This window comes from Acetobacter sp. AAB5, assembly GCF_050106715.1.
GTDB classification, from domain to species: Bacteria; Pseudomonadota; Alphaproteobacteria; order Acetobacterales; family Acetobacteraceae; genus Acetobacter; species Acetobacter oryzifermentans.
In genome coordinates, this window is record NZ_JBNIEW010000014.1 from 58,553 (window position 1) to 72,338 (window position 13,786).

The window sequence follows — 13,786 nt, forward strand, 5'->3', positions numbered from 1 at the left end:
CCCTTCTGTTTGTCAAGCAGCAAAACGTGTGGCGTTGATGTCCCGGTGTCGGCGTATGATGATCCCATAGACCTCGCGGGCGATATAGCGCTTGAGGATACGGATAACCTCAAGTTTGGAATGTCCTTCTGCCACACGCCTGGCAACATAGGCGCGTGTTTTTTCATCTGTTCGCAGGCGTCCAATCGCGATGATATGCAGGGCGCTGTTAGCCGCCCGATCACCACCTCGGTTCAGACGATGACGAATTGTTTTTCCAGAGGACGCCGGAACAGGCGTGACACCGCAAAGGGCAGCGAAGCTGGCCTCTGATTTCAGGCGGTCAGGATTGTCGCCCGCCGTCAGAAGAAGTTGCGCTGCTCCATTGTGCCCTATGGAATTTCTGGCAATGAGGTCAGGTGCCAGTTCCTCAACAATAGCCTTGATCATCAGATCCAGTTCACCAATTTCATCATGCAGTTCAAAGTAGCGACGCGCAAGAGATTTCAGGCTAATCCGATAAGCCGCCTCGATATCGCGATAAGCCGTGAGATCCGGTCGGGAGGCAGCAAGAGTGCGGATCAACTGCATGCGGGTCATGGAGCGAAGATGCTCACGCAGGGTATCTGGGGCCGCAATGATGGTGTTCTGGATCATCTGCAGGGAAATCCGTCGTGCACTTACGGCGGTTTTGCGGCACGCTCTCAAGACCCTGAGTGCTTCCACCATGCCGTCCCTGCGTCGTGGTGTAACGGTGCGTTGGCCTGCAAAGGCGGCGGGCGCTGCGTTCTGGGCGTCCAGATCATCATTCTTTCCACGCCGACGCCGATCATGTCGATCAGGTGCCGTGACTTCCAGAACTTCGATCCCTGCAGCCTGAAGATAACGCAACAGGCCTGCACCATAGCTGCCGGTTGATTCAACACCCACACGCATGAGATCACCTGCGGCTCGCATCCAGGCCAGCATCTGCCGATAACCCTGTCTTGTCGTGGGGAAACTCTGTGTACCAATCACATGGTTCTGCTCGTCAACAATGGCTGCAACATGCATATCCTTGTGGGTGTCGACACCGCCAACAACCTGACGCAGTCTTTCTTCGTTTTTGTCCATGACGGTTCCTCGCGCTTCTCTGTCGTGATGGCCAGGCCAAGGTCCGCTGCATGGACAGGACAGTCATGAGACCTCATCAGGTCAGGCCCTTCTCGGGTCACAGGCAATGGCCAAGGCATAGCATTTCCGCGAGGTGCTTCCGGACAGTCGACAGGTCCGGGGAAAGACACAACGGTCGATCGGAATACGGGTCAAACCGTTCCGGGCACCTCACAGTGCCAGTCTACCGTGGTCGATCGGAGTGTGAGACAAACCGTCCGGAAGCTAGCGACCATCTTTTGACTGTCGGAGTGGTGGGGCATTTTCCCCTTTGGCCGCCTCTGGCATAGAGCCTGCTCGAGGGCAAGGTGACCCACCATTCGGATCGAGTGAGCAATCAACCAATCAGCGTAAAAGCAGGATATGCGAAAGATATTACTCTATTAGACACATCGAAAGTTCTGAACGATAAGTCCACGGACGTGGGTGAATGCCTGATCGCTGGTTATCAATGTCAAATGACACGTCAAAGCATGTGCCGCGATCATTAGATCCAACGCACCAAGGATTTCACCGCGGCGCTCTTGCTCAGCGCGTAATTTTCCATAGCGCTCTGCCACCTCAGTGTCCCAAGGCAGTGTCATCAGTCGATCCATGACACTGCGTGTCAAGCGTTGTAATCGGGTCGCCATGGACACTTGGCTAGTCCATAGGCAACCTCTCCGGCTGTTACGGCTGAAACACAACACTGTTCGGGATCAAGGGCTTCGACGTGAGAGAGCACTCTCTCGTCAGCGCGTATGATATCACTTATTGTATTGGTATCGAACATATAAGCAATCACGGCACGGATCCAGCAAAAGGATCCCGATCTTGTTGGGCTTGGCCCCGCCCTTCGGGGAAAAGTTCAGCACCTTTGGCCTGGCGAATGGCAGAGAGTGTCTCACCCCACCCTACAGGGCGCGGCGAAAGAATGACATCTCCGGTGCGTGGATCTCTGCGGATGGTGACCTCTGGAGTATCAAATCGGTAGGCAGCAGGGAGACGAACGGCCTGGCTGCGACCGGTCATAAAAATTTTGGCCGTATCGGACATATTCAACTCCTTGGAGTAGATATCATTGATATCTATCATTCAGCTTCAAATGAAGCACGACCAAACCCTCATGTTGTGGTTCAACTTACTTTATCGCATACTTAAATTCAAACTACGTTTTTTTATGGAAAACAGCCCCCTTCCCCATATCTACTTGCGTTAATTCCACTTATCGCAACTAGGTGGGCGCCCGGAAAAAGAAAGGTTTTTTGTCGAAAACCCTTAATTAGGAGAATCCCCGTTTCCGCGCCGGTTGAGCACCGAAAAAACAACCTTAATTAGGTGAAAAAATTCCTTAATTAGGTTACACACCAAATGGTGCACTGATGATCTGTCGTCCCCATGATCTTACTTTCGGATGCAGCCACATCACATAAGTCTCTGGCGTGAGTGGTTCACAGGCAACCTGACATTCTGAAGGATCCCAGAAAACCCTGTCTTCAAAAAACTGATGATCGGACAATACTACCGAAACCAGCATGATGATGCCGGTTGCCAGCGAAGTTGGCAGCATGGCCGGCGTATAATGGAAAGCGGCTTTCCAGTCTGACTGCTCCAGCATCCAGTAAAGCGGCGGTTGAGGTCTCGGGAGATAATCAATCGTGATCAGGGTAATCAGCGTAAGCTCTTCAATAATTGTCGTCAGACGACGTTCCCTGCTGACTCCACGCCATTGTGCGCGAAGTGTCTGCCCGACAAGACTGCGACAGAGATCAATGCTTAGAGCGTTCACGCACCGGGAGATTGTTCTGTCTATCGTCAGACCCCAGGGAAGCTGATCACCTAATGCATCCCCCCACAAATTGATTTTATCACCTTTGACGGCGCACAGCGGCTGTACCCGACCTTTGTCACTGAGAAAAAGACACCCCTTGCCTATTTTATTGCACCGTGGACAGGCTTCTTCCAGAACTCGCCGATGACGGCTGCAGATCACTGTAGCCCCCGTTCGCCATGACCGCCGCTCCCAAGGCTCATCTCCCTCTAGCAGAGCTTCCCGTACACACTCTCGACACCAGACATGATGATCTCGAACCCAAAGACGCCTTTGTGGCATTCCACAGCGCATTGTCCTGATTGAACGTTGTGACAGGCCGGTCATGAGTGCAAGAGCACAGTCCGCCTGAGGCAACAGGTAGCAGTCCAGTTCTCGCGCTCCTCGGAGAGGGTATCCGGCATGAAGAGCAAGATGGTCAGCATGGAGATCGTAGCGGGCGGCTAATCTGGATAGCCATGAGGAAAACGCCTCTGCCCTGTGTGGAAATGGGACGAGCGGAAGGGATGACGGTGTCCCCTCTTTACCCACGACGGGATTTCCGTCGATGTCCTCCCATTATTACAGGCGCTTCAATACCATCCCATACCTCTTCATGCTCAAAAGCCTGATAATCAAGACGCTCGGTACCGGAACGAATTGCCCTGATCGCTGCGCGTTCAATAGCCTTGCAGGTGCCCAAAGTAATGCCCCCCGTGCGCCCAACCAACATTTGCATCAGTCGCCGGGAGTCGACAGGAGACGGCTCCCGCAGTGGCAAACTCCAGATCAATCTCGTCACAAAATGACTAAAATCCTGGCCATTCTCCCACACGGGCAGCTCCAGATTCATAAACCGGTTTCGTAACTGATCATCAGAAAGCAGAGCATGCCGTGTTTCCGGCACACCGATCCCTACCAGAGCGACACGCAATTCGTTCGACAGCCAGCGCAGCAATTGGAGAAACAGTCGTTGCTGACGGGCCGTACCCGCTAAAACAGAATTCAACTCGTCAATAACGATGACTTTAACCTGCACCTCGGCCAACACGCGCAGAACCGTTGACTCGCGTGGTGCCGTTGTCTCGAAATTGTCGATTGCAGGAACGCCGATTGCTTTGAGCAGCTGCGAAAAAAAGCGAGGCCCTGTTGGGTCATGTGGCATCAGCATGACGACGATGGGATGTAGACGACACGTCCCGTTGTTCCCCAGCCTGACAGTGTGAGTGCGTTCAAATTTTCGGACGAGTGTCGTTTTCCCCATACCGCTCTGACCGATCAGAAGCATATTTTCCATACGCTCTGAACGTGGCTGGACATAAATCTCGTTGAGGCGCCTCAGTACACGATCAGCGTGTGGGTAATCCACCCAACGCTTGGCGCGGATGTGGCGGATCCTCTCTTCGTTCCCCAATGCAGCAAGTGGTCTCACGTCTTCTGGGAGATGCGACCATTCTGCACGGCACATGATTACCAGATCTCCACACCGCTATGAGCGCCTGGAGGCGGCATCGGGATGCGGTCGACATCGTCTTCTGCTTTTCCAGCAGGAAATTGACTTTGGTTCGGTTCTGACGGGCTATCAGCGCACCTCTGGGCGATTTCACGACGGACAACATTTCTGCGTGCCTCGCGGCTCAGACCACGAGCTTCGTCGAGGATTGCCCGTTGCTCCCGGATGGCGGTGAAGATTGAGGCTTCATCTACACTGCGACGTCCCTCATCTTTCAGACACCGGACCGCATTACGATGTTCCCACAGAGTAATAGGTTCCCGACGCAAATCTGCGTAAGGGACCCTGACATGGTCGCCGTCTGGCAGTTCGACATAAACAGACGAGAGATTACGGGGGTCGTATTTCACCCGCAAACGCGTATCGGGACGCCCAAGCAGATGTGCAAGACCTCCATCCTGGTATTGGATATTGAATAACCGAACACCATCGCGTCGTATCACCCGTGTTTCGTAGGGAAGAAAATCAAGAAGAAAGGCCTGAGAATCCAAAGGATGTCGGGAAGCAGTTGTTTCGATGCTCGACGTCCATTTTGCTATAGGAGGCTGACCAAGACCGCGATGAATTTCATTATGATACGGACCAAGCACTTCCAGCGCCAATATGCGTTCAAACTCCCGAAACGACAGGCATGCACGCTCTTCGGAGCGGTAATCCCCTCTTTCCACAACATTCGAAAATGTGGTGCCTGGCAATGCCTGAATGCGATGCATCAGCGTGCCCATCAAACGCTCTATGTGTCCACCATAACGTGGAGTGGCGGGCGGTCGATAAGCAATCTGAATGCCGTGTTGCTCACAACCACGCTCGAAAGAACGACCATGAAACTCCGCTCCATTATCGACATGAATACAGCGAGGAATCCCACTCGTTGGCCAGCTGTTTTCAATTAGACGCTCCGCACGCCAGGAATCTTTGGGGAGAACCGCTTGCGTGAGGGCAAGTGCGACTGAAGTGGTGCAGGGAGCTTCGAGGGATAGAAGGAAGCCCAGAACCATACGCGTGTGAATATCCATCACCAACGTCAGCCAAGGCCGACCGATGCTCGCACGAGTAATATCGTCAACCAGCATGAGGTCAACTTTCGTGTGGTCAATCTGCACGATCTCCAGCGGCCTATCTGCTTCGAGACTTCCCTGAATCTGGTGAAACGCAGCTTCAGTCGCCGTTTTTCCTTCGCGTTTCTTGATAAGTGTTTTTGAATTGCAAGTTGCAACACGTGACCGAACAGCTTTCATGGACGGCACATTGAAACCTGATTTTTGGCATTCGCACTCTATATATCGATGGACCTGTTTCAATGTCGGTTTTTCACGCTTGAGATATATCTTCTTTATCACTTCTTCGATTATTTTTTCTATATTTACGGCTAAGCGTCTGTTCCCGACACGAGGGCCACGAGGTAATGGGAGCAAACTCGCTGTGGTTTGTTCCTCACGTAGTTTTTTCAGAAGGCGGTAAGTGTGTTGCACACTGATACCCAGGTCGCTTGCGACTAATTTGACTGAAAGATGATTTCTTTGATTTTCCTCTAACAATCCACGCAGCAGTGCATGTCGATGGGATGCTCTTGACCAAACATCTTCACTAACAGAAGTGATTGACGGTTTTGTCTGTCGCATCGCATTCTCGTGTGAAAAGAAGCCAAGCAATGTACGGGAGTTTCCACACACTGCTACCACAATTACCACTATTTTGCGTAAATTTTTTCATCAAATTACAATTCAAATTCAGGATATGAAGGACAAAATAATAACGTCGTATGACCTAATGTGCTGTCAGGTTTGGGGGGGCAGCAGAATGTCTGCTTCAGAACTGGCCTGATCATAAACTGCCACCATGGGAGCACGTATAGTCCTTGAATTTTCGATGAGGATTTTTCAGATTCTGACACGTGAGGATGAGGCCGTATAATTATTTCGGGTAATCTTCCCATCAAATGCAGAATCGACTAGCTGCGAAAAAAGTCAGGAGAACTAATTATCAAACGGAGAAAGTGCTTCAATAATTCGGCATTCTGAAATATTACCTCCCCGGCATGATTTTATTATCGTAGAAAGTTCATGACGCAATGCCTTGAGATCCGCAATTTTGTGCTCAATCTCTGCCATATGGTCACGAGCAATTCTATCAACTGTCTTACAATCCTGGGTTCCCTGATCCGCTAGGGATAATAGAACTCTTACCTGATCTAATGAAAAACCCAGATCACGGGATCGACGAATAAAAGACAGTCTCGCGAGCGCCGCATCATCATAAACGCGATAATTGCCATCGGTCCGCTGTGGCGGAGCCAGCAGTCCGATCCGTTCATAATAGCGGATCGTCTCGACTTTGGTATTCGTTGCCTTTCCCAAGGCGCCAATCGATCGCATTCCCTGCCTCTTGACCCTGTAGTTGCTACAGGGAGCATACATTAAAACAGATGATTCGTCAGGGAGGCGCTGGATGGCAGGAGGATGCTGTGGTGGATGCACAGATACGCCGCTACCAATCAATAAATCATGGCGGAGAGCGCTCCTGATCGCGCTTTTTCTCAATGCCAGCATGTTTGCCGTTGAAGCTGGGGCTGGCGTGTCGGTTGGATCTGCATCCTTACAGGCGGACGCGATTGATTTCCTTGGCGACAGCGCCAACTACGCAATAAGCCTCAGTGTTGCCGGAATGGCATTGCGATGGCGAGCTGGCGCGGCCTTTCTGAAAGGCCTGACCCTGTTCGTGGCTGGGATATGGGTAATGGCCAATGCTGGGTGGATGGTAATGAACAGCAACCATCCGCCTCACCCAGACGCAATGGGCGGCATTGGTCTGCTTGCCCTCGCGGTCAATCTGGCCTGTGCCCTCATATTATGGACACACCGGAAAGGTGATGCCAACCGCCGTTCCGTATGGATCTGCTCTCGTAATGATGCGATCGGAAATGTTGCCGTTGTGCTGGCAGCTCTGGGCGTGTTTGGCACTCGTTCTGCGTGGCCGGATATTGCGGTAGCTGCCATCCTTGCGATGCTTGGTATTAGTGGAGGTGTGCAGATTATGCGACAATCGAGAGTAGAACTAACAGATAACAAATCAGATATATCACGACATATTAATGTATAAATCATATAATACTCTAGAATATATTAAGCAGGTAAGGAGACGCACACGCTATAATGCGGCATTCATTCTCCTGATTTTTCCCCTGCTCTGTGGCTGCACAAATAGTGGTCACTCAAATATTTCGCCGGAATCAGATGTCCAGAAATTTTCCAGCCGTCAATTTACGGATGCCGGATTGCAAGAATTCATTACAAAAGTTCTCGGACCAAACGTATCGAGTCAGGAAAACGCATGGGGCATCACTCGCCTGACGCTTGCTACCTTGTATTTTCATCCCGATATCCTTGTAGCTAAAGCTCAACTGGAAACGGCTCGCGCTGGAATCAAGACAGCCGGTCAACTGCCCAATCCCAGTTTCACGGTGCTGGGTGGCCCATCGGCTCATTACGTCGGCTACGGCGCGTCAATACTGATCGAATTTTTCGGCAGGCGTTATCACCGTATCAAAGAAGCCAGATATCGGGCTGCCGTCGCGCAATGGGAAGTCATCAATACTGCATGGAAACTACGCAGCGACACGCGGTCTGCTCTTCTCGGCGTCTGGGCTGTATCCGGGCGCCTCAAGCTTGTGGAAGAGACTGCGGCAGCTAAACGCGAACTCTTTACCCTGGAACAGGCACGTTTTGATCAGGGGCGAGCATCCGCTTTCGAAATATCGCAGGTACGGACGGAAATGATCCATGCCGAGTTGTCTGTCAGTGATCTGCGGCGCGAGTATGCCGTCCGTAAGGCAGCTCTGGCAGGAGCAATCGGGGTTCCTGCCGAAGCACTTGATTCCATTGCTCTTGATACAAAAGCATTTGATGTCTGTCCCGACCTCATAGAATACCGCGATTCACAGGACATGAGATACCAAGCCGTAATGCAACGCGCGGATCTGCGGGAACTTCTTGCGTCTTATGACGCCGCCCGACAGGCTCTACGGGTCGAAGTTTCTCGACGCTATCCCGATGTCACCATCAGTCCCGCCTATAACTGGGAGATTTCAAATCGCTTTGAGGTAGATCCCTCTCTGCAAATTCCGATTTTCAATCAGAACGAAGGCCCCATAGCTGAAGCTGTTGGGCAGGAGCATGAGGCGGCGGCTCGTCTCCGGCGTGCAGAGAACACAGTGTTTAAGTCCATCTCGCAGGCTACGGCCAATTACCGCGGCACGACATCAATTCTGCTACAGGCGGAAGAACTTGCCAAAACCGTACGGGTAAGGCTGAACCAGATGCAGCACCGCCTTCAGTCAGGTGCAATCGACCGACCAACGATGGTTATGACTCATATAGAGCAGATTCAAGCGGAGACCGCTCTTCTTGAAGCAGAAATTCAGCAACGGCAAGCCATAGGTCAGATCGAAGATGGCATGCAGCAGCCCATTTTTGATCACACCAATGCCGCGCAGGCTTCTGGCCTACTTGAAAATAACCAAAGGAACTCACCATGAAAGCGAGGGCCTTCTGGCTGCCTCTTGCAGGTCTTTCTGTCTTCCTAGTTCTAAACGGGACAGACATTGCCATTGCAGATGATGATGATCAACCAGTTTCGGTTCTTGGTGCAGAGGCGACCGTGACGGTCTCCCCGGAAGCAGTTACGAAGAGCGGCATTGCTTCTGCACGACCCAGCATCGTGCCTTGGAGAAAGCTGGTTCCCGCCTATGGTTACGTTCTGAACGCAACACAACTTATCACTCTTGTTAGTGATTATGCTGACATGAAAGCGCGGCTGGAGAGCATGCAGGCACAGCAGACGCTTGCCCGTGCGAAACTCGATCGTGACAAAGGACTGTATCGCGATCGGCAGAATATCTCTCAGGAACAATTCCAGGAGACAACAGCCAGATTTCAGTCCAATTCAGCTATGGTAAAAGCAGAACAGGTCCAGGTGAATAACGCACTTAATATTATCAGACAGCAATTTGGTTCGGTCATATCTGACGCTACCGAAAAAAATACAATTTTCATTACACAGTTACTTCAACAACAAGTGGTCTTGGTCAAGGTGACCCTTCCACCAGATATGGATCTACCAACCCCACCAAGTCAGGCGGATGTGACCGATTATGGAAACACGGGTGGACACGGGACAATGCTCCACTATTTGTCTCCTGTAACCATGACCGATCCTGCTATTCAGGGGCGTAGCTTTTTCTATTTTGCGTCGGCTGAAAGTCAGCTTGTCGCGGGCATGAATGTTTCCGTTCTCCTGCCTACCGAAGAGGAACGTCCCGGTATCCGGATACCTGCATCAGCTATTATCTGGCTGCAAGGTAAGTCGTGGATATACCGTGATAACGGACACGGAAAATTTACACGCTTACCTCTTACGACCGACGTGCCGGACCGAGAAGGTGGCTACCTGATCCAAGATACTCCAGGACAAATCACACACGAAACGCAAATCGTCATAGAGGGTACGCAATTACTTCTGTCTGAAGAATTCCGAGCTCAGCTTGAATCAGGAGACGATGACGACTGATGACGGGACGTTCTTTCAGCCTTCAGGCAGCTATTATCGGGTTTTCGATCCGCTTCCGGGGCGTGGTTATCGCAACCGCATGTCTGTTGTTCTTCTATGGCCTGTATGGCTTGAGACATGCCAGCTATGATGTGTTTCCGGAATTCATTCCGCCACGGGTCACGATCCAGACCGAAGCTGCTGGTTTTACGCCGGAACAGGTCGAAACATTGGTTAGTCGCCCAATGGAACTTGCCCTGACCGGCCTCCCGGGTATTCAGCGCGTGCAATCGACTTCGATTCAGGGACTGTCAGTCGTCAACGTCCTGTTTGCGACATCGACCGATATTTATCGAGCCCGGCAACTGGTCGGGGAACAAATGAATGTTGTTGCACAGCAATTGCCAGCCGGTGTTCATGCTCCGACTATGACGCCACTGACCTCATCCGCCGGTCTGGTACTGGTGATCGGTCTGACGTCGGAACAACAGTCCCTTATGCAGTTGCGCACGCTTGCTGACTGGTCATTAAGGCCGCGTCTGCTGGCGTTGCCTGGTGTGGCTGGAGTCAGCGTGTTTGGCGGGGAGCGTCGGTCACTCCAGATACAGGTACATCCAGACCAACTCATCTTGCATCATATCGGACTCAATGACGTCCTTGCGGCTGCCCAGGAAGCGACTGGCATACAGGGGGCCGGCTTTATTGATACCCCGAACCAAAGAGTCGTTCTTCAGTCTGACGGTCAGGCCCTGACGCCAGAAAGTCTGGCCCGCACTGTGATTGTCCGCTCTGATAATGGTGCTGTCACACTGGGCAGTATTGCCACTGTAACTGAAGCCCCTATTCCTGCCTTCGGCGCGGCCAATATCGAGGGAAAGACAGGCATTGTAGTTAATATATGGGAACAGTACGGTGCCAATACAATGGCCGTGACCCGGGAAATCGAGGCGGCACTTACCGATTTCCGCCCGCAATTGCAGGGACAGGGGATTACATTGCATGCTGACCTGTTCCGACCCGCCAATTTCATTACGACCGCATTGGGGAATGCCACACGAGCATTGCTTCTGGGCGGTTTTCTGGTGGTTGTCGTAATCTTTCTTTTCCTTTTTGACCTGCGAACCGCTGCAATCTGTTGCGCCACCATACCTTTGGCTATTCTGATAGCCCTGTCGTTGCTGGAGACACTCGGGGTTACTTTGAATGCCATGACCTTGGGGGGCCTTGCTATTGCCATCGGCGAGGTTGTGGATGACGCCGTGATCGGGGTCGAAAATGTTACACGCCGATTGCGTGAAAACCGGCTTCTGGTCCAGCCCGCATCTACAGCGCGCGTCGTACTCGATGCGTGCGTTGAAGTCCGCAGTGCAGTGGTTTACGCGACCTTTGCTGTCATTATCGTTTTCTTGCCTGTCATCGCCCTTCCCGGACTTTCGGGACGACTGTTTGCTCCACTGGCAACAGCTTATGTTCTTGCGGTCATGGCTTCTCTTGCCGCTGCTGTAACCGTTGTACCTGCACTCTGCGCATGGCTCTTGGCGACGCCTGGAGAAATCCGGAGAGAGCCCCCCCTGGCAGGATGGACCGCCAGAGCTTATGAACGTCTTCTGGCCAGATTAATGCGCCATCCCCGATTTGTTATAGGCGGGATGATCCTGACCACCTTGATAGGGTTTGCGGCCCTTCCATTCCTTGAAAGCGATTTCATTCCCGATTTCAAGGAAGGCCACCTTATCATTCATATGACGGCAGTTCCGGGGACTTCCCTGGAACAGTCTCTGAAATTAGGCAGACAGGTTACAGAAAAACTTCGTCAGCTTCCCGAAATCCGTTCGGTTGCTCAGAGAGTCGGACGCGCCTCGCTGGATGAGGACACGGATGGACCACATACCAGCGAATTTGAGGTTGATTTGAATCAGGTGGATGGGAAGGCTTCCCGACAGATTGATGCCCGCGTTCGCAAAGCGCTTGACGGGTTCGTTGGGGCCAGTTTTTCTGTCAGTAGTTTTTTGACGATGCGCGTAAACGAAACCCTTTCTGGTTCGTCTTCGGCTGTGGCAATCAATATTATTGGCGATGATCTGGATGTATTGGATATCCAGGCAAATAATATTGTCCGCATGTTGCATCAGATACATGGCGCAACAGATGTCCGGATAGAAGCACCTCCTGGTGTTCCGGAACTTGCTATTCGGCTACGCCCTGCTGATCTGGAGCGCTGGGGGCTTCGGTCGGCGGATGTACTCCGATCCATCCATACAGCCTGGCAGGGTGAAACCGTGGGGCAGATATACGAGCGTTCTGCGGCTTTTAATGTTATGGTTCGTCTTGATGACGCAAGTCGTAATGATGTTGCGTCTGTTGGTTCTCTGCCACTGCATACTGTTCACGGAAACTACGTACCACTCCGCGCTGTTGCAGACATATATGAGACGAACGGTCGCTATCAGGTGTCACATCTGGGAGCACAGAGAATACAGACTGTCACCGCAAATGTTACAGGACGATCAGCTCAATCTTTCGTTCAGGACGCACGCACGGCTATAGCAAAAAATATCAAACTGCCTCTTGGAACCTACGTTCAGTTTACATCCGCAGCGGAAGCTGAATCACAATCACGCAAGGAACTGTTTATAAATTCCGGGCTCGCTGCCATAGCGGTCATGATTCTGCTCTCAATAATCACACAAGGATGGCGCAATCTCGCTCTGATACTCGTCAATCTTCCCTTCGCATTTGTCGGCGGCATTCTGGCAATCATTGTTTCCGGCACAACGCTAACTCTTGGGGCAACAGTCGGCTTCGTTACTCTATTCGGGATTACGCTTCGGAATTCGGTGATGATGATTTCGCATTTTGAGACTTTGGTCGAGCGGGAACATCTCACATGGGGAGTAACAACAGCGCTCCGGGGGGCCAGAGACCGCGTCGTCCCCGTACTCATGACATCGCTCGTTACGGCGCTTGGACTGGCGCCTCTGGCTGTTGATATGAATGCGCCTGGGCGGGAAATCGAAGGACCTATGGCAGCTGTCATTCTTGGAGGGCTCATGACATCAATGATACTTAACCTGTTTGTTTTGCCTATTCTTGCTGTCAAATTTGGTAGTTTTTCTGAAAACGAAACGGGAGTTCCGGAAACCTTGTTCAAGTGACAGGTATGGGCCACTGCTGCACAGAACTACTTGAAGATTATGTCCGATATGCCAATAGAACCCAGAATGAAAACTGCTTCCGTATCACGCTCGGCCACCATTCGGTCTGGCTCGACCTTCTGGTTGGGTTCGGAATTGCCTTCATGAATCTTGACGCTGTCCAGAAAATCTGGATTGCCGCCCGCACCGAACATCATCGTGTCAAGGCCGAAAACCGAAAGCATCGTTGCCCGATCCAAATGATTTATACTCCCTGCCCAGTGGCTTCGGGCGTGTCTTGCTACGGCCAACCTAAGCGCCTGTATTCTTGCTGGTTATTTCCCATAACGATCACCCCACTCTCGGCTCCAAGTGATAGCGGGGGACTGCGCGGACTATGTCCGCTATGCGAAAGGCGAGCCAACCCACTTTTATGTCCGACATGTAGGCGACTACCGCCTGTCTGCTCTGTTTCTGCTGAGCCGACAGACAGTTTAGGGAGTAAGCGGAATGTCTGGTCTGAGCGGAAAAATTGAGGAAGCCGACAGTCGTGATCTCCGTTTCCTCACATAGGATAGCTTGACTTACGACAATATATCCACAAACAAGGATATATGGATACAGAATCCGCCCTCGCTGCCCTGAGCGCCCTGTCGCAGTCCACACGGCTGGAGA

General features: G+C 51.9%; 13 protein-coding genes. 4 read left to right on the forward strand and 9 right to left on the reverse strand.

Annotated features, from left to right (window positions below; all coding sequences use genetic code 11):
• Nucleotides 1-12 precede the first annotated feature (12 nt).
• From ACP7IZ_RS12105 to ACP7IZ_RS12140, 8 genes are all read right to left on the reverse strand, one after another.
• Complete coding sequence (locus ACP7IZ_RS12105; protein WP_426849427.1) at nucleotides 13-1,092, reverse strand: IS110 family transposase; 1,080 nt, start codon at nucleotides 1,090-1,092, stop codon at nucleotides 13-15.
• Nucleotides 1,093-1,514: 422 nt separating this feature from the next.
• On the reverse strand, nucleotides 1,515-1,763 hold the full coding sequence (locus ACP7IZ_RS12110) for a PIN domain-containing protein (RefSeq protein ID WP_426849429.1): 249 nt from the start codon (nucleotides 1,761-1,763) through the stop codon (nucleotides 1,515-1,517).
• On the reverse strand, nucleotides 1,739-1,903 hold the full coding sequence (locus ACP7IZ_RS12115; RefSeq protein ID WP_253534068.1) for a PIN domain-containing protein: 165 nt from the start codon (nucleotides 1,901-1,903) through the stop codon (nucleotides 1,739-1,741). Before ACP7IZ_RS12115 ends, ACP7IZ_RS12110 begins: the two co-directional genes overlap by 25 nt.
• 8 nt (nucleotides 1,904-1,911) lie before the next feature.
• Nucleotides 1,912-2,166, reverse strand: coding sequence for an antitoxin (locus tag ACP7IZ_RS12120; RefSeq protein ID WP_128106362.1), 255 nt, complete (start codon nucleotides 2,164-2,166; stop codon nucleotides 1,912-1,914).
• Between the two features lie 304 nt (nucleotides 2,167-2,470).
• A complete protein-coding gene (locus ACP7IZ_RS12125) occupies nucleotides 2,471-3,472 on the reverse strand; it encodes a TniQ family protein (RefSeq protein ID WP_082823250.1) in 1,002 nt (333 codons plus the stop codon).
• A complete protein-coding gene (locus ACP7IZ_RS12130) occupies nucleotides 3,465-4,388 on the reverse strand; it encodes a TniB family NTP-binding protein (protein ID WP_063355019.1) in 924 nt (307 codons plus the stop codon). Before ACP7IZ_RS12130 ends, ACP7IZ_RS12125 begins: the two co-directional genes overlap by 8 nt.
• Nucleotides 4,389-4,390: 2 nt before the next feature.
• A complete protein-coding gene (locus ACP7IZ_RS12135) occupies nucleotides 4,391-6,124 on the reverse strand; it encodes a Mu transposase C-terminal domain-containing protein (protein WP_426849430.1) in 1,734 nt (577 codons plus the stop codon).
• Nucleotides 6,125-6,409: 285 nt separating this feature from the next.
• Complete coding sequence (locus ACP7IZ_RS12140; protein ID WP_063355018.1) at nucleotides 6,410-6,808, reverse strand: MerR family transcriptional regulator; 399 nt, start codon at nucleotides 6,806-6,808, stop codon at nucleotides 6,410-6,412.
• A 73-nt stretch (nucleotides 6,809-6,881) separates the two neighbouring features.
• Between ACP7IZ_RS12140 and ACP7IZ_RS12145 the strand changes: the two genes are divergently transcribed.
• The 4 genes from ACP7IZ_RS12145 to ACP7IZ_RS12160 are packed head-to-tail and all read left to right on the forward strand — an operon-like array spanning nucleotide 6,882 to nucleotide 13,132.
• Nucleotides 6,882-7,532, forward strand: coding sequence for a cation transporter (locus tag ACP7IZ_RS12145; protein ID WP_007284432.1), 651 nt, complete (start codon nucleotides 6,882-6,884; stop codon nucleotides 7,530-7,532).
• Complete coding sequence (locus ACP7IZ_RS12150; protein WP_209439404.1) at nucleotides 7,525-8,967, forward strand: TolC family protein; 1,443 nt, start codon at nucleotides 7,525-7,527, stop codon at nucleotides 8,965-8,967. Before ACP7IZ_RS12145 ends, ACP7IZ_RS12150 begins: the two co-directional genes overlap by 8 nt.
• A complete protein-coding gene (locus ACP7IZ_RS12155) occupies nucleotides 8,964-9,998 on the forward strand; it encodes an efflux RND transporter periplasmic adaptor subunit (RefSeq protein WP_063355017.1) in 1,035 nt (344 codons plus the stop codon). The genes ACP7IZ_RS12150 and ACP7IZ_RS12155 overlap by 4 nt, the downstream gene beginning before the upstream one ends.
• Complete coding sequence (locus ACP7IZ_RS12160; protein ID WP_063355016.1) at nucleotides 9,998-13,132, forward strand: efflux RND transporter permease subunit; 3,135 nt, start codon at nucleotides 9,998-10,000, stop codon at nucleotides 13,130-13,132. Before ACP7IZ_RS12155 ends, ACP7IZ_RS12160 begins: the two co-directional genes overlap by 1 nt.
• 26 nt (nucleotides 13,133-13,158) lie before the next feature.
• On the opposite strand, the gene ACP7IZ_RS12165 is transcribed toward ACP7IZ_RS12160, so the two are convergent.
• Nucleotides 13,159-13,356 (reverse strand): hypothetical protein, encoded by a 198-nt coding sequence (locus ACP7IZ_RS12165; protein ID WP_010516885.1) that lies wholly within the window; start codon nucleotides 13,354-13,356, stop codon nucleotides 13,159-13,161.
• Nucleotides 13,357-13,786: the final 430 nt, after the last annotated feature.